We start from the raw sequence: 21,786 nt of genomic DNA on the forward strand, positions 1-21,786 counted from the left end.
AAATGACGAGCCAGAGCATCCAGGAGGGCGCCGCCCCCAGTCCGGAGCAGATCCGCCGGGCGCCCAAGGTTCTGCTGCACGACCACCTCGACGGCGGGCTGCGGCCCGGCACCGTCGTCGACCTCGCCCGGGACACCGGGTACACCCGGCTGCCCGAGACCGATCCCGACAAGCTCGGCATCTGGTTCCGGGAGGCCGCCGACTCCGGTTCCCTGGAACGGTACTTGGAGACCTTCTCCCACACCGTCGCCGTCATGCAGACCCGCGAGGCACTGGTCCGGGTCGCCCGCGAGTGCGCCGAGGACCTCGCCGAGGACGGTGTCGTCTACGCCGAGGTGCGGTACGCGCCCGAGCAGCACCTCGACGGCGGGCTCACCCTCGAGGAGGTCGTCGGGGCCGTCAACGAGGGCTTCCGGCAAGGCGAACGGATCGCCCGCGAGAACGGCCACCGCATCCGCGTCGGCGCCCTGCTCACCGCGATGCGGCACGCCGCCCGCGCGCTGGAGATCGCCGAACTCGCCAACCGCCACCGCGACCTGGGCGTCGTCGGCTTCGACATCGCCGGCGCGGAGGCGGGTTACCCGCCCACCCGGCACCTCGACGCCTTCGAGTACCTCAAGCGCGAGAACAACCACTTCACCATCCACGCCGGCGAGGCGTTCGGGCTGCCGTCGATCTGGCAGGCACTCCAGTGGTGCGGCGCGGACCGGCTCGGGCACGGCGTCCGCATCATCGACGACATCGAGATCGCCGCGGACGGCTCGGTGAAGCTCGGCCGGCTCGCCTCGTACGTCCGCGACAAGCGCGTCCCGCTGGAGCTGTGCCCCAGCTCCAACCTCCAGACCGGGGCCGCCGCCTCGTACGCCGATCACCCGATCGGGCTGCTGCGGCGGCTGCACTTCCGGGCCACGGTGAACACCGACAACCGGCTGATGTCCGGCACCAGCATGAGCCTGGAATTCGAGCACCTTGTCGACGCGTTCGGTTATACGCTCGACGATCTCCAATGGTTCTCCGTCAATGCTATGAAGTCAGCATTCATTCCTTTCGATGAACGACTGGCCATGATCAATGACGTGATCAAGCCCGGTTACGCAGAACTGAAGTCCGAATGGCTGTTCCGGCAGACCGCGTCCACCAGCGGTTCCTTCGGCGAAGAGGGCTGACCGCCCGTTTTTCCGGGTTTTTCGTGCGGACGGGTCTTCACGATCCGTCCGCATTTCGATGTTTGCGATGACCGGTATCCCGTGTCTACGGTCATGGACCGCTCAGTTCCCCGTATTCGAGGACGCATTCATCATGAAGCAGTCTGCTGTCAAGACCCTCGGTGTCGCCGCCCTCGGCGCCGCCTTCGCCGCCGCCGGTGCGGGCGCCGCCAACGCCGCGCCGGCCGTCCCGGACGCCGCCCAGGCCCTGGACGGCGTCACCAGGACGCTGCCGGCGGAGAACGTCGCCCAGGCCCTGCCGGTCGCCGGGGACGCGCTGACGCAGGCCCAGCCGGCGCTGGGCGCGGGTCTGACCGCCGCCCAGCCCGCCGCCCGGCAACTCCTCGCCCAGGGCCCCACCGCCCCCGTCGCGGGCCTGCTCGGCGGTCTGCCGCTCCAGGGCCTGCCCACGCACGGGCTGCCGGTGAACGGGCTCCCGCTGGGCTGAACCCGCCCCGCCCGCACGCCGTCGGGGCGCACCCGGTTTCCCGGGCGCGCCCCGACGGCGTGCGCGTTCACCAGGCCGTGCGGGCTTTGTCCTCGGAGGGGAGGAAGATCCACAGCGCTATGTAGAGCAGGAACTGCGGGCCCGGCAGGAGGCAGGAGAGCAGGAAGATCACGCGCATGGTCGTGGCGGACGTACCGAAGCGGCGGGCCAGCGCGGCGCACACTCCGCCGATCATGCGGCCGTGGGTGGGGCGGACGAGGCTGCTGGACATCTGCGGCTCCTTCGTGAGCGTCGATCCGGGGCGGGCCCTGGTCGGCCGCCCCCGATGAACACCACACTACGAAGACGAAGCGGATGAAACGTCGCTCTACGGGGCGATCCCGACCCTGGGAATCGTCGGGGTCAGACCCTGAGCCGGCTCCTCCGGGCCCGCGCCCGGTCCGGTCTCCGGGCCCGTGCCGCGCGGCCCCCGCCGCGCACCGCGGTGACGCAGCCGGGAACGGGCCGCCGGGACCAGCGCCAGGTGCGCCAGTGCCACGCCCGTCGTGTTCAGCAGCACCGAGTCGACGTCGACCACGCGGCCGGGCACGCCCGTCTGGAGCAGGGCGATCGCCAGGGACAGCAGGGCGCCCGCCGTGACCGTGCGCAGCAGGGAGGCCGGCGCGGAGGCGGCCGGCCTGCCGTGCGCCAGCGGGAGGAGGAACCCGAGGGGGGCCAGCAGGAGCAGGTCCTCGGCGATGCGGCGGACCGCCTCGGACCGGCCCAGCCTCAGGTCCGCCCGGACGCCCGCGAAGGGATGCAGGTTGGTCGGCATCACCCAGGGGACGTCCAGGGGGCGCAGCGTGAGCCAGGCGACGACCAGGAGATGCACGACCAGGAGGACACTCCCGGCCGCACGGATGCGGATCACGGCGCTGCCGCCGATGCCTTGACGCTGCACGCTCCCCTAGACGCGGAAGGCGGCGCGATCGGTTCCGGAGCGGCCGGGGCCGTGCCGCACGCCGCACGCCGCACGCCGCACGCGGCCCGGCGTCAGCCGTCCGCGACGTCCGCCGACGGGGGTTCCGCCGAGCCGGGACGGGAGCGGACCTCGTCGGTGCACTCGTAGCGGCGGGGGCGTTCCGGCGCCGGACCGCCCAGCACCACCGAGCCGTCGCCCTCCGCCGCCGCCGAATCGGAGAAGGTGCACACCAGCTGGGCCAGGGCGTACGACGTGAGTGCGCCGGGGGAGACGCTCAGCCGCAGGGTGTCGTCGGGGTCCCCGGGAGCCGGGCCGCTCACCTTCGTGCCGCCGCGCACGTCCGTGCTGTAACCGGCCTCCTTCTCGGCGGTGGACGGCGACTCGGCCAGCTGGCCCAGCAGCCCCTGGGCCACCAGGATCCGGCGTCCGGAGTCCGCCGTGCCGTCGGGCACCGGCAGGGCGCGGTCCACGGCCACCAGGGACGAGCCGCACAGGAGGAACACCTGGACCGGGACGCCCCGCGGGGTCCGGGTCGTCACCTCGGGTCCGGTGAGGGCGCAGCGCACCCGTGACGGCGCCGGGCCGAAGTCGGTCGGCACCTCCGTGGCCCGGATGCCGCAGCCGCCGAGCAGCCCGGCGAGCGGTCCGGCGAGCAGGGGGAGGACGAGCAGACGGCGGGCGCGGCCCTTCCGCACGCGGCTCACGCGGCTCACGAGGTTCACGCGGCTCACGAGGCGTCCTCCTTGTCCTTCTCGGACTGTCCTGAGGGGCCCGGCTGTCCGGACCGTTCGGGCCGTTCGGGCGGTTCCGCCAGTTCCGAAGCGTCCCGCGGCAGGTGCAGGGTGAACACCGCGCCGCCGTCCGGGGAGTTGGCGGCCGTGATCCTGCCGCCGTGGATGTGGGCGTTCTCCAGGGCGATGGACAGGCCCAGGCCGCTGCCCTCGGAACGGGGGCGGGAGGCGCTCGCCTTGTAGAAGCGGTCGAAGACGTGCGGGAGGACGTCCTCGGGGATGCCGGGGCCGTGGTCCCGGACGGCGATGACGACCTCGTCGTCCGACTCCCGGATCGAGACGCGCACCGGCGAGCCGCCGTGCTTGAGGGCGTTGCCGATCAGGTTGGCCATGATCACGTCCAGGCGGCGCGGGTCGAGGCGGGCGTGGATGCCGCGCTCGGAGTCCAGCTCCACCGCGTCGAGCCAGGCGCGTGCGTCGATGCAGTGGGTGATCTGGTCGGCGACGTCGACGTCGTCCAGGACCAGGCGGGCCGTCCCGGCGTCGAAGCGGGTGACCTCCATCAGGTTCTCGACCAGGTCGCCGAGGCGCCGGGTCTCGCTGACGACGAGGCGGACCGCCGGCTCGATCATCGGGTCGATGCTGCCGGACTCCGCGTCCAGTTCCTCTTCCAGCACCTCCGTGACGGCGGTGATCGCGGTGAGCGGGGTGCGCAGTTCGTGGCTCATGTCCGCGACGAAGCGGCGGGAGGCGTCGTCGCGGGCCGCCATGTCCGCCACCCGCTTCTCCAGGGCCTCGGCGGTCCTGTTGAAGGTGCGCGACAGGTCGGCCAGTTCGTCCGTGCCCGAGACCCGCAGCCGGGTGTCCAGCTTGCCCTCGCCGAGGCGCCGGGCGGCCGCCCCGAGGCGGTGCACCGGCTTGAGCACGGTCGTGGCGGCGGCCTGCGCGAGCAGCGCCGCGCCGATCAGCGCGAGGCCGGTGGCGATCCCCAGCGACCAGGCGAGGGAATTGAGGTCCTTGGCCTCCGGCTCGAGCGACTTGCGCATGTAGCCGGTCGGGCCGCCGCCGACCACCTTCGTGCCGGCCACCAGGTACGGCGTGCCGTGGTCGACCACCCGCTGCCAGTACAGGTGGTACGGCGACGTGTTGCCGGAGGTGACGTCCTGCTCCTTCTCGACGGCCGTGCGCAGGGACCCGGGCACCGCGTCCAGGGAGAAGCCGTTCAGACCGCCGGAGTTGCCGTACACGGTCCTGCCGTCGGCGTCCTCGCCGACGAGCAGCACGCTGAAGCGCTGGCTGCTGTTGGCCATCTGCCCGGCGGTGTGCTGCAGTTCGTCCTGCGACGGGTGCTCGGGCAGTGAGCCCGCCCGGTTCTGCATCTCCTGCTCGAAGTCCCGCAGCACCGCGCCCTGGGTACGCGTCAGCACGGCCTCGCGGTTGAGCCAGTACGCGATGCCCGAGGCGGACACCGCGGCGGTCAGCGCCACCGCCCCGAAGACCATGACGAGCCGCAGCCGCAGGCTGGTGAACCGCAGCCGGGAAAGATGCCCCCCGCGCGCCGCGGACCAGCCGCGGAACCCCCCTCGCGTCACTGAGGGGTGTCCAGGCGGTAGCCGACTCCGCGGACGGTACGGATGAGCGTGGGGGAGGACGGGACGTCCTCGACCTTGGCGCGCAGGCGCTGGACGCACGCGTCCACCAGCCGTGAGTCGCCCAGGTAGTCGTGCTCCCAGACCAGCCGCAGCAACTGCTGCCGCGACAGCGCCTGTCCGGGACGCCGGCTCAGCTCCAGCAGCAGCCGCAGCTCGGTCGGGGTGAGCTGGAGGTCCTCGCCGTTCTTCGTCACCGTCATCGCCGCGCGGTCGATGACGAGGCTGCCGAAGGTCGCGGCGTCGTTCGACTCGCGCTCCCCGCGCCGCAGCACGGCCCGGATCCGGGCGTCGAGGACCCGCCCCTGCACCGGTTTGACGACGTAGTCGTCGGCGCCGGACTCCAGTCCCACCACCACGTCGATGTCGTCGTTGCGCGCGGTGAGCAGGATGATCGGCAGCTGGTCGGTGCGCCGGATGCGGCGGCACACCTCGAACCCGTCGATGCCGGGCAGCATCACGTCCAGCACGATCAGATCCGGCCGCTGCTCGCGCAGCAGCCTCAGACCGTCCTCACCGCTCGCAGCGGTCGCCACCCGGTGTCCCTGGCGCGTCAGTGAGAGCTCCAGGGCCGTACGGATGGCGTCGTCGTCCTCGATCAGCAACAGGGAAGGCACGGGCTCATTCTGGCCCATGGAGGGCCTGTCGTTCGACCCGTGGTCCGGGCCCGGGTGCCGCGGGTGCGCGGTTTCCGCGCCGCGCGCGGCGCACGGCGGCTCGCGGGACGCCCCCGCGAGCGCCGGTACGCGGGCGGGCGGGCAGGCCGGTGGGCAGGTGGCCCCGGCCGCCGACGGGCCGCGGACCTGGCTGTTCGAACGTTTTCGGGCAGTGCGCCGCGGGTGCGCGGCCCCGGCCGTCCGGCCGGCCTCCGCCCCCCGGACCCCGACGCCCGGCCGGTCACCCCCGTCGGCATTCCCTCGCCGGCCCGCGCCGAGCCGCACCGCACCGGTTACCGGCAACGCCTGTGCGGGATCCGTGGTGTCGCCGTGACGATCCCCTGTGACAGGTCTGTGACAGTCGACGGACACGGCGATGAAGTGGCGTCGGCAAGCTTCTCGGCACGGGCGGGGAAGCAGGACGCCGAGCCCGCGACGACAGACCGGACCACGGCAAGTCCACGACGGGAGGCGCGAGATGAACACGCTGCACGGCCTGAACACCAGCGCAGTGATCACGCGCCTGCACGACGTCAGCCGGGGTCCGGAGAGGTCCGGTGCCGACGGGGGTCCCTCCCGCGCGAGCTTCGAGCGCGGGGGGCGGGGGTGCACCCGCGGCACCGGGCGTCAGCACACCGGGTACATGACGGTGGTCGACGCGAACACGGGGGAGACGCCCGAGGCGGCGGCCGCCACGGGTACGGCCGGGGGAGCCGCGTACGGGGAGGCCACGGGGGAGCGGCGTTCGCCGTCGGGGACGGGGGATGCCGAAGCGGCGTTCACCGCCTACGTCCAGGAGCGCCGCGCCTCCCTGTACGCCACCGCCTACCACCTCACCGGTGACCGCTTCGAGGCCGAGGACCTGCTCCAGAGCGCACTGTTCTCGACCTACCGGGCGTGGGACCGGATCAGCGACAAGGCGGCCGTCGGCGGATACCTCCGGCGGACCATGACCAACCTGCACATCAGCGCGTGGCGCCGCCGCAAGCTGAACGAGTACCCGACCGAGGAGCTGCCGGAGACGGCCGGCGACACGGACGCGATGCGCGGCACCGAACTGCGCACGGTCCTGTGGCAGGCGCTGGCCCGGCTGCCCGAACTCCAGCGCACGATGCTGGTCCTGCGGTACTACGAGGGCCGCACCGACCCGGAGATCGCGGGCATCCTCGGCATCAGTGTCGGCACGGTGAAGTCCAGCATCTGGCGGTCGCTCCGCCGGCTGCGCGAGGACGAGGTCCTCAGCTTCGGCCGTGACGAGGAGGACGCCTTCGGCGAGTTGGTCGCCTGAGGCGCACGGGGGATCCGGCTTCCGGTCACGGGAGCCGGTGCACGGGGGAACGGGGGACGGGGGAAACGGGGGAGCGGTACCGGGGGGCCCGACGGGGGACGTGGGGAGCGAGCGGTACCGCGCACGTGCACGGGGGAGCACCCCCCGGGGGGTACGGGGGAGCACGAAGGGGAGCGGGGCTGGAGGGCCGGGGGGTCCGTCCGGCCCCGCTTTCCGCGTCCCGGCGCGGATGCTCCCGGCCTCCCCCGCGCCCGGCGGCCCCTCGCCCCGCCTGAGTGCCCTGCGCCGCCGTACGCGCCCTACGCCGCCGTGCCGACTGTCGGGGCGGGGCGGCCGGCCGTCGCGGTCGCCAGCCGGCCCAGCGCCTCGTCGCGGTCGCAGGCGTGGGCGCCGAGCGCCTTCTGGCGGGCCACGATGGAGCGTTCGGTGCGCATCAGGCGCCAGCCGCGGCGCAGCAGGAACGGCACGGACTTGCGGCCCTCCCGCAGATCCCGCAGGAAACGGCGGCGGAACGTCTTCACCGGGCCGCGGCTCAGGCACAGCGCGTCGGCCAGCACGCCCAGTTCGCGGCAGCGTCCGACGATCTCGGCGGCGAAGATGCCCTCCGCGATGAACAGCGGGGCCCCTTCGAACGCCACGCCCACCGCGCCGGTGCGGGCACTCAGCGAGATGTCGTACACGGGCACCTCGGCACGGCCCGTGCGGCACAGGTCGACGATGGCGGCGACGGCCGTGTCCGCGTCCCAGGAGGCGGGGTCGTCCCAGTCGACGTCGGAACTTCCCGCGACCAGGGGCAGCGTCGGGTCGCCGGCCTCCTTGTAGAAGTCGTCGAGGCGCAGCACCGGGAGGCCGGAGCGGGCCGCGAGGAGGGACTTGCCGGAGCCGGAAGGGCCGCAGAGCAGCACGACTCGCGTGGGTACGGGCGGATGGGGACTCACGGGACACCAGTGTGAGGCATCGGCCGGGCCGTCAACGACCCCGCGGGTCGGCTTTGCAGCGCGCGTCACACCGCAACTACCCTTCGTGTCGACCGGATTACCCAGTGCTCCAGAAGGTGGCATCGCCGATGGCCCGACACGCGTCCCCCCACAGCCCCACCGCCCAGCGCGCCCTGATCGCCCTCGCGACCGCCTCGGTGGCGCTGGGGGCGGGCGCGACGACGGCGTCCGCGGACGAGGCGCGGACGGTGGCGGGCGTGCTGCACACCCGCCCGACCTCGCTCGGCGACGTGGACCCGCAGGCCGGCCTGCGGGCGCTGACCGGCACGGTCGGCTACGTCACCGGCCCCGTCGCCGGCCTCAAGCCCAACCCGCTCGCGGGCACCGGCGTCGACCCGCTCGACAACGGCGTCGGCACCCAGCTCGGCGACTTCCGGCCGCTGACCTCGCAGGCCCTGACGGGGCCGGTGGCGCAGGCGCCGTCGATCGGGTCGATCCCGGTGCTCGGGCAGGTGACGGGGCTGCTGGGCGGCCGGTCGTAGCGCACGGCCGCGCAAGGGGGCCGCGGCCTCCCCGGACGGGGAGAGGACGCGGCCCTCCGGCTTCTCGCGACGGCTCAGCAGCGTGACGGCTCAGTAGGACGAGCCCGACGCGCCCAGCGAACCCGTCGGGTGCCAGACCGTCTTCGTCTCCAGGAACGCCGTCATGCGGTCGGTGCCGGGCGTCGCCCGCCAGTCGTCCACAGGCTGTGGACGCAGGACGCGCTTGAGGTTGTCGGCGGCCGCGACCTCCAGCTCCTTCGCCAGCGTCCCGTCGGCGCCCGCCAGATCGATCGCGTTGACGTCCTGGTGCGCCGCGAGGGGCGCCGCGATCTCCGCCGTACGGCCCGACAGGATGTTGACGACGCCGCCGGGCAGGTCGGAGGTGGCCAGGACCTCGCCCAGGGACAGGGCCGGGAGCGGGGACCTCTCACCGGCGATCACGACCGCCGTGTTGCCCGTGGCGATCACCGGGGCGACCACCGAGACCAGGCCCAGGAACGACGACTCCTGCGGGGCGAGGACCGCGACCACGCCCGTCGGCTCCGGCGACGACAGGTTGAAGTACGGGCCCGCCACCGGGTTCCCGCCGCCCACGACCTGGGCGATCTTGTCGGTCCAGCCCGCGTACCAGACCCAGCGGTCGACCGTGGCGTCGACCAGCTCGGCGGCCTTCGACTTCGACAGGCCCTCCGCGTCCGCGACCTCGTGGACGAACTGGCTCCTGCGGCCCTCCAGCATCTCCGCGACGCGGTAGAGGACCTGGCCCCGGTTGTAGGCCGTCGCGCCGGACCACGCGCCGAACGCCTTGCGCGCGGCCACGACCGCGTCACGGGCGTCCTTGCGGGAGGAGAGGGGCGCGTTCGCCAGCCACTTGCCCTTTGCGTCGGTCACCTCGTACACCCGGCCGCTCTCGGAACGCGGGAACTTCCCGCCGACGTACAGCTTGTAGGTCTTGAAGACGCTCAAACGGTCAACTGCACTCATTTATCGCTCGCCCTCCGGGCTCGACGGGGCGAGGTACGCCTCCAGGCCGTGGCGGCCGCCCTCGCGGCCGAAGCCCGACTCCTTGTAGCCGCCGAACGGCGACGTCGGGTCGAACTTGTTGAACGTGTTGGACCAGACCACACCGGCCCGGAGCCTGCTCGCCACCGCGAGGATGCGGGAGCCCTTCTCCGACCAGATGCCCGCCGACAGGCCGTACGGCGTGTTGTTGGCCTTGGCGACGGCCTCGTCCGGAGTGCGGAAGGTGAGCACCGACAGGACCGGACCGAAGATCTCGTCACGGGCCACCGTGTGCGCCTGCGTGACGTTCGTGAACAGCGTCGGGGCGAACCAGAAGCCGGAGGAGGGCAGTTCGCACTCCGGGGACCAGCGCTCCGCGCCCTCCGCCTCGCCGCGCTCCACCAGCGAGGTGATGCGCGCGAGCTGCTCGGCGGAGTTGATCGCGCCGATGTCGGTGTTCTTGTCCAGCGGGTCGCCCAGGCGCAGGGTGGAGAGCCTGCGCTTGAGGGAGTCCAGCAGCTCGTCGTGGATCGACTCCTGGACCAGCAGGCGCGAGCCCGCGCAGCAGACCTGGCCCTGGTTGAAGAAGATGCCGCTGACGATGCCCTCGACGGCCTGGTCGATCGGGGCGTCGTCGAAGACGATGTTCGCGCCCTTGCCGCCCAGTTCGAGCGTGAGCTTCTTGCGGGTGCCCGCGACGGTCCGCGCGATCTCCTTGCCGACCGCCGTGGAACCGGTGAAGGCGACCTTGTCCACGTCCGGGTGGGCGACCAGCGCCGCGCCCGCGTCGCCGTAACCCGGGAGGATGTTGACGACGCCCCTGGGCAGACCCGCCTGGCGGCAGATGTCGGCGAAGAACAGGGCCGACAGGGGGGTGGTCTCGGCGGGCTTCAGGACGACCGTGTTGCCGGTCGCGAGCGCCGGGGCGATCTTCCACGCCAGCATCAGCAGCGGGAAGTTCCACGGGATGACCTGGCCGGCGACGCCCAGCGGGCGCGGGTTCGCCCCGAACCCGGCGTGGTCGAGCTTGTCGGCCCAGCCCGCGTAGTAGAAGAAGTGCGCGGCGACCAGGGGGAGGTCGGCGTCGCGGGTCTCCTTGATCGGCTTGCCGTTGTCCAGCGTCTCCAGGACGGCCAGCTCGCGGCTGCGCTCCTGGATGATCCGGGCGATGCGGAACAGGTACTTCGCGCGCTCCGAGCCGGGCAGCGCCGACCACTTCTCGAACGCCTTGCGGGCCGCCCGCACGGCGCGGTCGACGTCCTCGGCGCCGGCCCGGGCGACCTCGGACAGCACCTCCTCGGTCGACGGGGACACCGTCTTGAAGACCCTGCCGTCGGCGGCCTCGGTGAACTCGCCGTCGACGAACAGGCCGTAGGAGGGCGCGATGTCGACGACCGAGCGGGACTCGGGCGCCGGTGCGTACTCGAACAGAGAAGCCATGGTGATCAGTCCACCGTCACGTAGTCGGGGCCGGAGTAGCGGCCGGTGGCCAGCTTCTGACGCTGCATCAGCAGGTCGTTCAGCAGCGAGGAGGCGCCGAAGCGGAACCAGTGGTTGTCCAGCCAGTCCTCGCCCACGGTCTCGTTGACCAGGACCAGGAACTTGACGGCGTCCTTGGTGGTGCGGATGCCGCCGGCCGGCTTCACGCCGACCTGCACGCCGGTCTGCGCGCGGAAGTCGCGGACGGCCTCCAGCATCAGGAGGGTGTTCGCGGGCGTCGCGTTCACCGCGACCTTGCCGGTGGACGTCTTGATGAAGTCCGCCCCGGCGAGCATGCCGAGCCAGCTGGCGCGGCGGATGTTGTCGTACGTCGACAGCTCGCCCGTCTCGAAGATGACCTTCAGGCGGGCGCTCGTGCCGCAGGCCTCCTTCACGGCGGTGATCTCGTCGTACACCTTCAGGTACCTGCCCGCGAGGAACGCGCCGCGGTCGATGACCATGTCGATCTCGTCGGCGCCCGCGGCGACGGCGTCACGGACGTCCGCCAGCTTCACGCCGAGGGCGGCGCGGCCCGCCGGGAAGGCGGTGGCGACGGAGGCGACCTTGACGGACGAGCCGGCGACGGCGGCCTTCGCGGTGGCGACCATGTCCGGGTACACGCAGACCGCGGCGGTCGAGGGGGTGGCGCGGTCGGTCGGGTCGGGGTGGACCGCCTTCGCGCCGAGCGCCCGGACCTTGCCCGGGGTGTCCGCGCCTTCCAGCGTCGTCAGGTCGACCATCGAGATGGCGAGGTCGATGGCGTACGCCTTCGCGGTCGTCTTGATGGAACGGGTGCCGAGGGCCGCGGCGCGCGCCTCCAGGCCGACCGCGTCGACGCCGGGGAGCCCGTGGAGGAAGCGGCGCAGCGTGGCGTCGGACGTGGTGACGTCCGGGAGGGGCGGTGCCGCGGTGGGTGCGGGTGCGTTGGTGGGCATGGTCACCAGACGAGCATATCTACGCGCGTAGCGGGTGTACAGCCCTCGGAGCCGTCCGGAGAGCGGGTGGGCGGGCGGGTGCGGGTCCGCGCGGGCGGGCCCGGGCCGGGACGGGCCGCCCGGTGGGGGCGTCGACCGGCTGGCGGGGGCTTCGGCGAAGGCGGTTCGGGGGGTCAGGCAGAATCGGGGTATGACGAGTTCGGATGAGCAGGGGCCCGTGCCGGTGACCGGGGCCAAGGACCGGGTGTACCGGTCGCCCGCGGGGCTGGCCGGCGGTGTGCTGCTGCTCGGCCTGGTCGGCTGGCTCGGCGTGGACGCGATCGTGGCCGGGGAGGGCCGGACGCCGTGGCTGGCGCTCGCCGCGCTGATCCTGCTGGTGCCGCTGGTCACCGCCTTCACCCTGCGGCCGGCCGTGTACGCCGGTGACGACCGGGTGCGGGTGCGCAACCCGTTCCGCCTGGTCGTGCTGCCCTGGGGACAGGTCGCCTCGCTGCGGTCGGGGTACTCCAACGAGGTCGTCGCCGAGTCCGGGCGGAAGTTCCAGCTCTGGGCGATCCCGGTCTCGCTGCGGGCGCGCAAGCGGGCCGCCCGCCGGCAGGACCGCGTCGCCGCGGACCAGGCCGCCGAACGCGAGGGGCGGCCGCGCCGCAGGCGCGGCGGCTTCGGCGGGCCGGCCGGGTTCGGGGGCGGACTGTCCTCGTACGCGGGCCCGGACGGTTCCGAGGGGCCCGCGCGCGCCGAGTCCGACAAGATCATGGGCGAGCTGCGGAACCTGTGGGAGGCGCGGCAGAAGGAGGAGTCCGCGCAGGGCGAGGTGACCGTGCGCTGGGCCTGGGAGATCGTGGGCCCGGCCGCGGCCGGCGCCCTCCTGCTGGTGATCCTGCTGGCCACGGGCTGACCTCGCGGGCCCGTCGGGGCTGAGGGGCACGGGCCGTCCGCCGGACGGAGGCCTGCGCCGCCGTCCCGTCGGGTGCCTCCGGGGGACGGCTGAGGCCACGGCCGGGGCCGCGCCGCCGCGCCGCGGCCCCTCCGAGCGGCCCGGCGCGGAACGGCAGGGCCGCACCGCCGTCCCGTCGCGTGCCGTCCCTGCCCGGTGGCGTCCGGCCAGGCCCCGGGGCTCGCCGAGCGTGCTGAAGGCCCGCCGCGCGATCAGCTGAACCAGCGGTGCCGCCGATGGCGTCCGGTGTCCACGGCCGGGACGCAGGCCGGGGCGCCCCTGCCCGGTGGCGCCCCGCGCCCGTTCCCCGTCTCCCCGCCGGCGTCGAGGTCCGGGGTCCGGCGGCAGGACGCCGGGCGGCCCCTGGCCGCCGCAGCCCGGATGCAGGGTGTGTCGCGGGCGTCCGGCGCGGCCCTGCCGCTACGGTTCCGGCTCCCCGCGGGAGCGCGGCCGGCCGGGGGCGCTCTCCCCGGCCCGGATGCCGGGCGGGGGCCACCGGACGGCCGCGCTCCCGCCCGCCCGGCTCAGATGCCGGCCGCCGCCGACAGGTCCCGCTTCACGGCCGCGAGCAGCTCCGCCGCGCGGGCGCGGGCCGCCGGGAGGCCGGCGGGTGAGCCGACCGGCACCACGACCTCCAGGTAGCACTTCAGCTTCGGTTCGGTGCCGCTGGGCCGTACGATCACGCGGGCCCCGTCGAGCGTGTAGCGCAGCCCGTCGGTGGGCGGCAGCCGGTCCGTGCCCCGGGTGAGGTCCTCGGCGCGGGTGATCGCCAGCCCGGCCAGCTCGGTCGGGGGGTTCTCGCGCAGCCGCTCCATCGCACGGGCGATGACCGTCAGGTCCTCCACCCGCACCGACAGCTGGTCGGTGGCGTGCAGCCCGTGTTCCACGGCGAGGTCGTCGAGCAGGTCGAGCAGCGTGCGCCCGCTCTCCTTCAGCTCGGACGCCAGCTCGGTGACGAGGAGCGCGGCGGTGATGCCGTCCTTGTCGCGTACGCCGTCGGGGTCGACGCAGTAGCCGAGGGCCTCCTCGTAGCCGTAGCGCAGGCCGTCGACGCGGGCGATCCACTTGAAGCCGGTGAGGGTCTCCTCGTACGGCAGGCCGGCCTTCTCGGCGATCCGGCCGAGGAGGGAGGAGGAGACGATCGACTCGGCGAACGTCCCGCGCGCCCCGCGGCCCACCAGGTGCGCGGCGAGCAGGGCGCCGACCTCGTCGCCGCGCAGCATCCGCCACCGGTCGCCGTCCCTGACGGCCACGGCGCAGCGGTCGGCGTCCGGGTCGTTGGCGATGACCAGGTCGGGGTCGGTCTCGCGGGCCTTCGCGAACGCGAGGTCCATCGCGCCGGGCTCCTCCGGGTTGGGGAACGCGACGGTCGGGAACTCCGGGTCCGGCTCGGCCTGTTCGGCGACCAGGACCGGTTCGGGGAACCCCGCCCGGGCGAAGGCCGCCAGCAGGACGTCCTTGCCCACGCCGTGCATCGCCGTGTAGACGGTGCGCGCGGTGCGGGGCGAGCCGGTGGCGAGGACGGCGTCCGTGCGGGCCAGGTAGGCGTCGAGCACGGAGTCGTCCAGGACCTCCCAGCCGCCGTCCGGACGGGGCACGTCGGCCAGCGAGCGGATCGCGTCGATCTCGGCGGCGATCTCCGCGTCGGCCGGCGGGACGATCTGCGAACCGTCGCCCAGGTAGACCTTGTAGCCGTTGTCGCGGGGCGGGTTGTGGCTGGCGGTGACCTCCACGCCGGCGACCGCGCCCAGGTGCCTTATGGCGTAGGCCAGGACCGGCGTCGGCAGCGGGCGGGGCAGGACGGCCGCGCGCAGGCCCGCGCCGGTCATCACGGCGGCGGTGTCGCGGGCGAACGCCTCCGACTTGTGGCGGGCGTCGTAGCCGATGACGACGAGGCCGTCGCCGCCGCCCCGCCTGCGCAGGTACGCGGCGAGGCCGGCGGCGGCGCGGATGACGACGGCGCGGTTCATGCGCAGGGGGCCCGCGCCGAGTTCGCCCCGCAGACCGGCGGTGCCGAACTGGAGGGTCCCGGCGAAGCGGGCGGTGAGTTCGGGGAGGTCCCCGGCGGCGAGGAGGGCCGCGAGTTCCTCGCGGGTCTCCTCGTCGGGGTCCTCGGCGAGCCAGGTGCGGGCGCGAGCGATCAGGTCGTCGTGCACGGGTGGTCAACCTCTCGAGTCGTACGTGCGTTGTCTCGCCCCCGCCGCCCCTTCCCCTCCCGTCCCCGGGGGCTGCGCCCGGACCCCGCCGGCGGCGCCGGCCGGGCCTCGTCCCCGGACTCCCCCCGAGGGGTGCTCCCGGACGGGCCGGAACGGTCCACCGTCACCCTCGGGCCCGCCGGGACGGGCGGGGGCAGGTGCGGACGGATGCGGACGGGTGGGGGCGGCGCGGGGCGGGACGCGTCGGACCGGGCCGGAGGCAGGGCCGGCGCCGCCTACAGGCGGTCGAGGACCCGGGTCAGCAGGGCGCCCATGCGGGTCGCGGAGTCGCGGCCGGCCTGGAGGACCTCCTCGTGGTTCAGCGGCTCACCGGTCATCCCCGCGGCGAGGTTGGTCACCAGGGAGATGCCCAGCACCTCGGCGCCGGCCTCGCGCGCCGCGATGGCCTCCAGCACCGTCGACATGCCCACGAGGTCCGCCCCGATCACCCGGGCCATCCGGATCTCCGCCGGCGTCTCGTAGTGCGGGCCGGGGAACTGGGCGTAGACGCCCTCCTCCAGCGTGGCGTCGATCTCCTTGCACAGCGCCCGCAGCCGCGGCGAGTACAGGTCCGTCAGGTCGACGAAGTTCGCGCCGACGATCGGGGACGTCGCCGTGAGGTTGATGTGGTCGCTGATCAGCACGGGCTGACCGGGCCGCATGCCCTCGCGGAGCCCGCCGCAGCCGTTGGTCAGCACGATCGTCTTGCTGCCGGCCGCCACCGCCGTACGGACGCCGTGGGCGACGGAGGCCACTCCGCGGCCCTCGTAGTAGTGGGTGCGGCCCAGGAACACCAGGGCGCGCTTCCCGCCGATCCGGTACGAGCGGACCCTGCCGCCGTGGCCCTCGACCGCCGGCGGCGGGAAACCGGGCAGCTCGGTGACCGGGAACTCGGCGTCGGGCGCGCCCAGGGCGTCCACGGCCGGTGCCCAGCCGGAGCCCATCACGAGGGCGACGTCGTGGGTCTCGGCGCCCGTCAGTTCGCGCAGGCGCGCGGCTGCGGCGTCGGCGGCGGCGTGAGGGTCGCCCTGGATGTCGTCCGGGAGAAGAGATGCGTTCACGCGATGAGGGTAGCCGCTCCGGGCCTACGCGCGTAGATGACGGAGCCCACGGGATGGCGATCGTTGTCTTGTCGTTTCTGACAGGAACCGGTCGGGGATCGGGCGAGGACCGATCGGGGGCCGGCGGGAACCGGTCGAGGGCCGCGCGAGGAGCAGGGCGGGGACCGGTCGGGGGCGGGGATCTGGCGGGAACCGGTCGAGGGCCGGGCGGGAATCCGGTCAGGAAGGGGCCGAAAGGGGCGGGGAAGCCCTCAGCAGGGGCGCTTGCGCAGCTCCATCACGTAGTCGTGCGGCGCCCCCGCCGACTCCGCCGCGTCGGCCACCTCGCCCAGGTAGCGGGCGGAGGGCAGCCCGCCCTCGTAGCCGTTCAGGACGTACACCCAGCCCTGTTCCTCGCCGTCCAGGGTGTGCACCCGCACCCGCATCCTGCGGTAGATGCCGAGGCCCACGCCCTCCCACCGGTCGAGCGACTCCTCGTCCGGCGGCGCCAGGTCGTACAGCGCGACGAAGACCTGGGAGAGGGGATCCTCCACGATCGTCGCGAGCGCGCCCTCCCAGCCCAGCTGCTCGCCCCCGAACGTCAGCCGCCACCCGTTCAGCCAGCCGGTGGCGCGCAGCGGCGAGTGCGGAGCGCGGCGGGACATCAGCCGCGCGTCGAGGTTGCCGGCGTACGCGGCGTAGAGCGACATGCGACGAGACTACGTCAGCCGGTCCGCACGCCACCGCCGTCGTCCGGGGCCCCTCCGGCAACAGGCGTACCTCCCCCGACCCCCCGGGGAAGTAGCACCCCCGCCCGTGCGGGACAATGGAGTACGTGACTCGGATCGTGATCATCGGTGGCGGACCCGGCGGATACGAGGCGGCCCTGGTGGCCGCCCAGCTCGGCGCGGAGGTGACCGTCGTCGACTGCGACGGTCTGGGCGGGGCGTCGGTGCTGACCGACTGCGTGCCGTCGAAGACCCTGATCGCCACGGCCGAGGTGATGACCACCTTCGACTCCTCCTACGAGGAGCTGGGCATCATCGTCGCCGACGACACCCCGCCGCTGGAGCGGTCGGCCCGGGTGGTCGGCGTCGACCTCGGCAAGGTCAACCGGCGTGTCAAACGGCTCGCGCTCGCCCAGTCCCACGACATCACCGCCTCCGTCACCCGGGCCGGCGCCCGCGTCCTGCGCGGCCGCGGCCGGCTCCAGGGCATGCAGGCCCTCGACGGCTCCCGCCAGGTCGTCGTCACCGCCGCCGACGGCACCGAGGAGACCCTCACCGCCGACGCCGTCCTCCTCGCCACCGGCGGTCACCCCCGCGAACTGCCCGACGCCCAGCCCGACGGCGAGCGCATCCTCAACTGGACCCAGGTCTACGACCTGCGCGAGCTGCCCGAGGAACTCATCGTGGTCGGCTCCGGCGTCACCGGCGCCGAGTTCGCGGGCGCCTACCAGGCCCTCGGTTCCAAGGTCACCCTCGTCTCCTCCCGCGACCGCGTGCTGCCCGGCGAGGACCCGGACGCCGCCGCCGTCCTGGAGGACGTCTTCCGCCGCCGCGGCATGAACGTCATGGCCCGCTCGCGCGCCCAGTCCGCCAAGCGCGTCGGCGACCGCGTCGAGGTCACCCTCGCCGACGGCCGGGTCATCACCGGCTCGCACTGCCTGATGGCCGTCGGCGCCGTCCCCAACAGCGCCGGCCTCGGCCTGGAGGAGGCCGGTGTCCGGGTCCGCGAGTCCGGCCACATCTGGACGGACCGGGTCTCCCGCACCACCGCCCCCGGTGTGTACGCCGCGGGCGACGTGACCGGCGTCTTCGCGCTGGCCTCCGTCGCCGCCATGCAGGGCCGCATCGCCATGTACCACTTCCTCGGCGACGCGGTGGCCCCGCTCGACCTCAAGACCGTCTCCTCGAACGTCTTCACCGACCCCGAGATCGCGACCGTCGGCTACTCGCAGGCCGACGTCGACGGCGGGAAGATCGACGCCCGCGTGGTGAAGCTGCCGCTGCTGCGCAATCCGCGCGCCAAGATGCAGGGCATCCGCGACGGCTTCGTCAAGATCTTCTGCCGTCCGGGCACGGAGATCGTCGTCGGCGGTGTCGTCGTGGCGCCGCGCGCCTCCGAACTCATCCACCCCATCTCGATCGCCGTCGACAACAACCTGACGGTCGAACAGATCGCGAACGCCTTCACGGTGTACCCGTCCCTTTCGGGCTCGATCGCCGAAGTGGCACGGCAGTTGCACACCCGCAAGACCGGCGGCGACGCGTAGGTCCGGACGGACGGCGCCGACTCCCCGCCGGTCGCGGGGGGTTGCGGCACGCGCACACGGCCGGGCGGGACGGCCAGGGCCCTATACCACCTCATGTGCCACCGTGCGAACAACTTCCGTTATTCGGCGCAAAGAGCTGAAAGCAGACGGTCGCCCGCGTTACTGTCAGTTTCGTGTTCGCTGCAGAACGTCGCCAATTGATCCTCGAAATGGTGCGAGCCAACGGAGCCGTGTCGCTCCGTGAACTCGCCCGCGTCGTCCAGACCTCCGAAGTGACCGTACGGCGGGACGTGCGCGCACTGGAGGCAGAAGGACTCCTCGACCGCCGGCACGGCGGTGCGGTACTGCCGGGCGGTCTCACCCGCGAGTCCGGCTTCCCGCAGAAATCCCATCTCGCGACCGCCGAGAAGACCGCCATCGCCGACCTCGCCGCCCACTTCGTCGAAGAGGGCGAGGCCATCGTGGTCGGAGCGGGAACCACCACCCAGGAGCTGGCCCGTCGGCTCGCCCGGATCCCCGGACTCACCGTCGTCACCAACTCCCTGCTGGTGGCCCAGGCGCTGGCGCACGCCAACCGCGTGGAGGTCGTGATGACCGGCGGCACCCTGCGCGGCTCCAACTACGCCCTCGTCGGCAGCGGAGCCGAACAGTCCCTCCAGGGGCTGCGGGTCTCCAAGGCCTTCCTGTCCGGGAGCGGCCTGACCGCCGAGCGCGGTCTGTCCACCTCCAACATGCTGTCGGCGTCGGTCGACCGGGCCCTCGTCCAGGCCGCCTCCGAGGTCGTCGTCCTCGCCGACCACACCAAGCTCGGCGCCGACACCATGTTCCAGACGGTGCCGACGGACGTCATCACCCGCCTGGTGACCGACGAGCCGCCGGCCCACGACGACCGGGCCGGCACCGAACTCCAGGCTCTCGCCGACCAGGGGGTGCAGATCGCCGTGGCGGGGGCGACGGGGAGCCCGGGGGGTGAGGCGGTCCCGGCGCGGCGGCAGCAGCGCCGGGACGTCCCGTTGCCGGCCCCCCGGCGGGGGCAGATGCAGGGCGCCGCGGCGGCTCTGCGGTCGGCCGCCGCACTGGGGGAGCAGGCGCCGGGCGCCGAGCGGGCGCGGGTCGCGGACATGCGACGGCGATAGCCTCCCGCAGGTGCCTCCCGCAGGTGCCTCCCGCAGGTGCCTCAGCCGCGTGCGCGGTTGCGGCGGCGGTACTCCTGTGTCGGGACGCCGCCGACGCCCCAGTCCTCCAGGTCGACCTCGTCGATGAGGACGAAGGTGGTGGCGGGATCCTTGTCCAGGACCCGGACCAGCAGGTCGGTCACGCCGGCGATGATCTCGGCCTTCTGGGCGGCGGTGGCACCCTCACGGGTGATCTTGACGTTGACGTACGGCATGGTGGGAGACGTCCTTTCGGCAGAGGGGCAGAGGGGCAGAGGGGTTCAGGCGCGGCCGGTGACGTGCCCGCCGTCCACGCGCAGGGCGTGCCCCGTGACGAACGTGGCGCCCGCGAGGTAGAGCACCGCCTCCGAGACCTCGGAGACCTCGCCGACCCGGTCGAGCAGGGCCAGCCCGCCGAAGGAGTCCACGTCGGAGCCCGCGTGCAGCGGGGTGCGGATGATGCCGGGCGAGACGAGGTTCACGCGGATGCCGTCGGCGGCGAGCTCCGCGGCCAGGCTGGTCGTCAGCGCGTGCACGCCGGCCTTGCTGACCACGGGCGCGGAGGACGGGAAGCCCGCCAGCGCGTGGTCCACCAGGACGGTGCCGATGTTGACGACGCTGCCGCCCCGGCCCTGGGCGCGCAGCGCCCGCACCACCGCCTGGGTGGTGAGGTAGGTGCCCTTGAGGTTGCCGGTCAGGAAGCCGTCGAGCTCCTCCTCGGTGACGTCGGTGAAGGGCCTGGGGGCGAAGGTGCCCGCGTTGTTGACCAGGACGTCGACGCCGCCGAACCGGTCGAGCGCGGTGCGGACGAGGGCTTCGCCGGTCGTCGGTTCGGAGGTGGCGCCCGCGACCCACGCGGTCCGCTCCGGGTGTCCGAGGCCGGCCGCGGCCTCGGCGAGGCGGTCGGCGTCCCGGCCGTTGAGGACGACGTTGGCGCCGCTCGCCAGGAAGGCGCGGGCGATGTCCAGGCCGATGCCGCTGGAGGAGCCGGTGACGAGAGCGGTGGTGGTGACGGTGGTGTCGGTCATGGTGTGCGTGCCTTTCGTGGCGGCTTGACCTGTCCTGCTGACACCGGAAACCTACGAACTCCCCAGCCATAACACCACGACGTAAATTGGAGCATGACATAATCTCAGGTTATGGATGTGGACCTGCGTGACCTGGAGCTCCTGGACGCCACCGCCGAAGCCGGCTCGCTGACCGCGGCCGCCGAGCGGCTCTACGTGAGCCAGCCGGCGCTGAGCCAGCGGCTCACCCGGCTGGAGGCCCGCCTGGGCCTGCCCCTCTTCGACCGCAAGGGCCGCCGCCTGGTCCCCAACGCCGCCGGCCGTCGCCTGCTGGTCGCGGCCCGCCACGTCCTCGGCGAACTGGAGTCGGCCTCCCGGGACCTGCGGGAGCTCCGCGACGGGCGCGATCGGCGGGTCCGCTTCACCGCGCAGTGCAGCACGACCTTCCCCTGGCTGCCGCCCGTGCTGCGCGCCTTCCGCGAGCGCGAGCCGGACATCGACGTACGCATCGAGACCGTCCCCGACGACGCGCCGATCCCGGCCCTCCTCGCCGACCTGGTCGACGTCGCGCTGGTCACCAAGCCGGACCTGCAGATGGACCGGGTGTCACTGACCAGGCTGTTCGAGGACGAGATGGTGGCCGTGGTACCGGCCGGACACCCGTGGGCCTCGCGCCCGCACCTGACCGCCCGTGACTTCGACGGCGCCGACCTGGTCCTCTACGACTTCTACGACCAGAAGCGCATCCCGTCGACGCCGTTGCCGATCCCCGCCGGTTCCCGGCCGGCCCGTGTCACCACCATGCCGGTGGTGACCGACCTGGTGGTCGAGATGGTCGCGGGCGGGCAGGGCGTGACGGTGCTGCCCAACTGGACAGCCGCCCCGTACGCGGCCTCGCACGACCTGGTCCTCGTCCGCATCGGCGCACGGCCGCTGACCCGTACCTGGTTCTGCGCCACCCGGACCGGAGCGCGTCCGCCCCATCTGGAGGCGTTCGTGGAGGAACTCACCTCCCGGCTCAAGGCCCCCCGCGCCGCGGAGCCGGACGGCCCCGGCGCCTGAGGGGTCCGCTCCGGCGGGCCGCCCCCGTCCCGGCGGTTCGCCGCCCGGCGCCGCGGCCCCGCCGCGGTCGGGACCGGTACCGCCCGCGGCCCGGGACGCCACCGGCCCCGAACGCCCTCGCCGCGTCCTCGCCCGCAGACGGTCGCGGGTGCCGGGTCCCCCTGCCGCGCCGCGGAGCCGCCGTGCGGTACGGTCCCGCGCCCCGGGTGGGCGGGGGACGCCGTCGGCCGATCGGCGGGGCGTGGGACGACGGAACCCCGCGTCCTCTTCCGAGGACGCGGG

The 21,786-nt window shown here is 73.7% G+C and carries 22 protein-coding genes; 8 read left to right on the forward strand and 14 right to left on the reverse strand.

Features of this window, described 5'->3' with window-relative positions:
• Positions 1-2 precede the first annotated feature (2 nt).
• Positions 3-1,166, forward strand: coding sequence for an adenosine deaminase (locus ACF09K_RS02465; RefSeq protein ID WP_392240601.1), 1,164 nt, complete (start codon positions 3-5; stop codon positions 1,164-1,166).
• A gap of 133 nt (positions 1,167-1,299) precedes the next feature.
• Positions 1,300-1,653, forward strand: coding sequence for an ATP-binding protein (locus ACF09K_RS02470; RefSeq protein ID WP_392240602.1), 354 nt, complete (start codon positions 1,300-1,302; stop codon positions 1,651-1,653).
• Between the two features lie 67 nt (positions 1,654-1,720).
• Here ACF09K_RS02470 and ACF09K_RS02475 read toward each other — a convergent pair whose 3' ends face one another.
• From ACF09K_RS02475 to afsQ1, 5 genes are all read right to left on the reverse strand, one after another.
• Positions 1,721-1,924: a PspC domain-containing protein gene (locus ACF09K_RS02475; protein WP_392000134.1), complete on the reverse strand. Its 204-nt coding sequence runs from the start codon at positions 1,922-1,924 to the stop codon at positions 1,721-1,723.
• A 96-nt stretch (positions 1,925-2,020) separates the two neighbouring features.
• Positions 2,021-2,593, reverse strand: a complete 573-nt coding sequence (locus ACF09K_RS02480; protein ID WP_392240603.1) for a VanZ family protein — start codon at positions 2,591-2,593, stop codon at positions 2,021-2,023.
• Positions 2,594-2,685: 92 nt separating this feature from the next.
• A complete protein-coding gene (locus tag ACF09K_RS02485; protein WP_392240604.1) occupies positions 2,686-3,345 on the reverse strand; it encodes a hypothetical protein in 660 nt (219 codons plus the stop codon).
• Positions 3,342-4,937, reverse strand: coding sequence for an ATP-binding protein (locus ACF09K_RS02490; protein ID WP_392240605.1), 1,596 nt, complete (start codon positions 4,935-4,937; stop codon positions 3,342-3,344). Before ACF09K_RS02490 ends, ACF09K_RS02485 begins: the two co-directional genes overlap by 4 nt.
• Positions 4,934-5,611, reverse strand: coding sequence for a two-component system response regulator AfsQ1 (gene afsQ1 / locus ACF09K_RS02495; RefSeq protein WP_392240606.1), 678 nt, complete (start codon positions 5,609-5,611; stop codon positions 4,934-4,936). Before afsQ1 ends, ACF09K_RS02490 begins: the two co-directional genes overlap by 4 nt.
• A 517-nt stretch (positions 5,612-6,128) precedes the next feature.
• On the opposite strand from afsQ1, the gene ACF09K_RS02500 reads away from it, so the two are divergent.
• A complete protein-coding gene (locus tag ACF09K_RS02500; protein WP_392240607.1) occupies positions 6,129-6,938 on the forward strand; it encodes a SigE family RNA polymerase sigma factor in 810 nt (269 codons plus the stop codon).
• A 299-nt stretch (positions 6,939-7,237) separates the two neighbouring features.
• Here ACF09K_RS02500 and ACF09K_RS02505 read toward each other — a convergent pair whose 3' ends face one another.
• On the reverse strand, positions 7,238-7,945 hold the full coding sequence (locus ACF09K_RS02505) for a uridine kinase (protein ID WP_392240608.1): 708 nt from the start codon (positions 7,943-7,945) through the stop codon (positions 7,238-7,240).
• Between the two features lie 59 nt (positions 7,946-8,004).
• Here ACF09K_RS02505 and ACF09K_RS02510 point away from each other — a divergent pair, with 59 nt between their 5' ends.
• On the forward strand, positions 8,005-8,418 hold the full coding sequence (locus ACF09K_RS02510) for a hypothetical protein (protein WP_392240609.1): 414 nt from the start codon (positions 8,005-8,007) through the stop codon (positions 8,416-8,418).
• A gap of 90 nt (positions 8,419-8,508) precedes the next feature.
• On the opposite strand, the gene ACF09K_RS02515 is transcribed toward ACF09K_RS02510, so the two are convergent.
• Genes ACF09K_RS02515 through deoC form a run of 3 tightly spaced genes read right to left on the reverse strand, consistent with a single transcriptional unit; the run spans position 8,509 to position 11,834 of the window.
• The gene (locus ACF09K_RS02515) at positions 8,509-9,402 is read right to left on the reverse strand and encodes an aldehyde dehydrogenase family protein (protein WP_392240610.1); all 894 of its coding nucleotides are present in this window, start codon (positions 9,400-9,402) and stop codon (positions 8,509-8,511) included.
• Complete coding sequence (locus ACF09K_RS02520; protein ID WP_392240611.1) at positions 9,403-10,860, reverse strand: aldehyde dehydrogenase family protein; 1,458 nt, start codon at positions 10,858-10,860, stop codon at positions 9,403-9,405.
• Between the two features lie 5 nt (positions 10,861-10,865).
• Positions 10,866-11,834 carry a deoxyribose-phosphate aldolase gene (gene deoC / locus ACF09K_RS02525; protein WP_392241017.1) on the reverse strand — a complete coding sequence of 323 codons (969 nt, stop codon included), beginning with the start codon at positions 11,832-11,834 and terminating at the stop codon, positions 10,866-10,868.
• A gap of 190 nt (positions 11,835-12,024) precedes the next feature.
• Between deoC and ACF09K_RS02530 the strand changes: the two genes are divergently transcribed.
• Positions 12,025-12,732 (forward strand): PH domain-containing protein, encoded by a 708-nt coding sequence (locus ACF09K_RS02530; protein WP_392240612.1) that lies wholly within the window; start codon positions 12,025-12,027, stop codon positions 12,730-12,732.
• Between the two features lie 563 nt (positions 12,733-13,295).
• On the opposite strand, the gene ACF09K_RS02535 is transcribed toward ACF09K_RS02530, so the two are convergent.
• The 3 genes from ACF09K_RS02535 to ACF09K_RS02545 all read right to left on the reverse strand — a co-directional run bounded on the left by ACF09K_RS02535 (position 13,296) and on the right by ACF09K_RS02545 (position 16,716).
• Positions 13,296-14,927, reverse strand: a complete 1,632-nt coding sequence (locus ACF09K_RS02535; RefSeq protein WP_392240613.1) for a phospho-sugar mutase — start codon at positions 14,925-14,927, stop codon at positions 13,296-13,298.
• A gap of 275 nt (positions 14,928-15,202) precedes the next feature.
• The gene (locus tag ACF09K_RS02540; protein ID WP_392240614.1) at positions 15,203-16,027 is read right to left on the reverse strand and encodes a purine-nucleoside phosphorylase; all 825 of its coding nucleotides are present in this window, start codon (positions 16,025-16,027) and stop codon (positions 15,203-15,205) included.
• A 251-nt stretch (positions 16,028-16,278) separates the two neighbouring features.
• A complete protein-coding gene (locus ACF09K_RS02545; RefSeq protein ID WP_073496227.1) occupies positions 16,279-16,716 on the reverse strand; it encodes a gamma-glutamylcyclotransferase in 438 nt (145 codons plus the stop codon).
• Between the two features lie 116 nt (positions 16,717-16,832).
• Here ACF09K_RS02545 and ACF09K_RS02550 point away from each other — a divergent pair, with 116 nt between their 5' ends.
• Together ACF09K_RS02550 and ACF09K_RS02555 are read left to right on the forward strand one after the other, a co-directional pair.
• Positions 16,833-18,281, forward strand: coding sequence for an NAD(P)H-quinone dehydrogenase (locus tag ACF09K_RS02550; RefSeq protein WP_392240615.1), 1,449 nt, complete (start codon positions 16,833-16,835; stop codon positions 18,279-18,281).
• Positions 18,282-18,454: 173 nt separating this feature from the next.
• Complete coding sequence (locus ACF09K_RS02555) at positions 18,455-19,417, forward strand: DeoR/GlpR family DNA-binding transcription regulator (RefSeq protein WP_392240616.1); 963 nt, start codon at positions 18,455-18,457, stop codon at positions 19,415-19,417.
• Between the two features lie 41 nt (positions 19,418-19,458).
• On the opposite strand, the gene ACF09K_RS02560 is transcribed toward ACF09K_RS02555, so the two are convergent.
• Both ACF09K_RS02560 and ACF09K_RS02565 read right to left on the reverse strand, forming a co-directional pair.
• A complete protein-coding gene (locus ACF09K_RS02560; protein ID WP_392240617.1) occupies positions 19,459-19,671 on the reverse strand; it encodes a 4-oxalocrotonate tautomerase family protein in 213 nt (70 codons plus the stop codon).
• A 45-nt stretch (positions 19,672-19,716) separates the two neighbouring features.
• Positions 19,717-20,463: an SDR family NAD(P)-dependent oxidoreductase gene (locus ACF09K_RS02565; protein WP_392240618.1), complete on the reverse strand. Its 747-nt coding sequence runs from the start codon at positions 20,461-20,463 to the stop codon at positions 19,717-19,719.
• Between the two features lie 111 nt (positions 20,464-20,574).
• Here ACF09K_RS02565 and ACF09K_RS02570 point away from each other — a divergent pair, with 111 nt between their 5' ends.
• The gene (locus ACF09K_RS02570) at positions 20,575-21,504 is read left to right on the forward strand and encodes a LysR family transcriptional regulator (protein WP_392240619.1); all 930 of its coding nucleotides are present in this window, start codon (positions 20,575-20,577) and stop codon (positions 21,502-21,504) included.
• Positions 21,505-21,786 lie beyond the last annotated feature (282 nt).

The sequence above is a fragment of the Streptomyces sp. NPDC014882 genome (assembly GCF_043081325.1).
Lineage (GTDB): Bacteria > Actinomycetota > Actinomycetes > Streptomycetales > Streptomycetaceae > Streptomyces.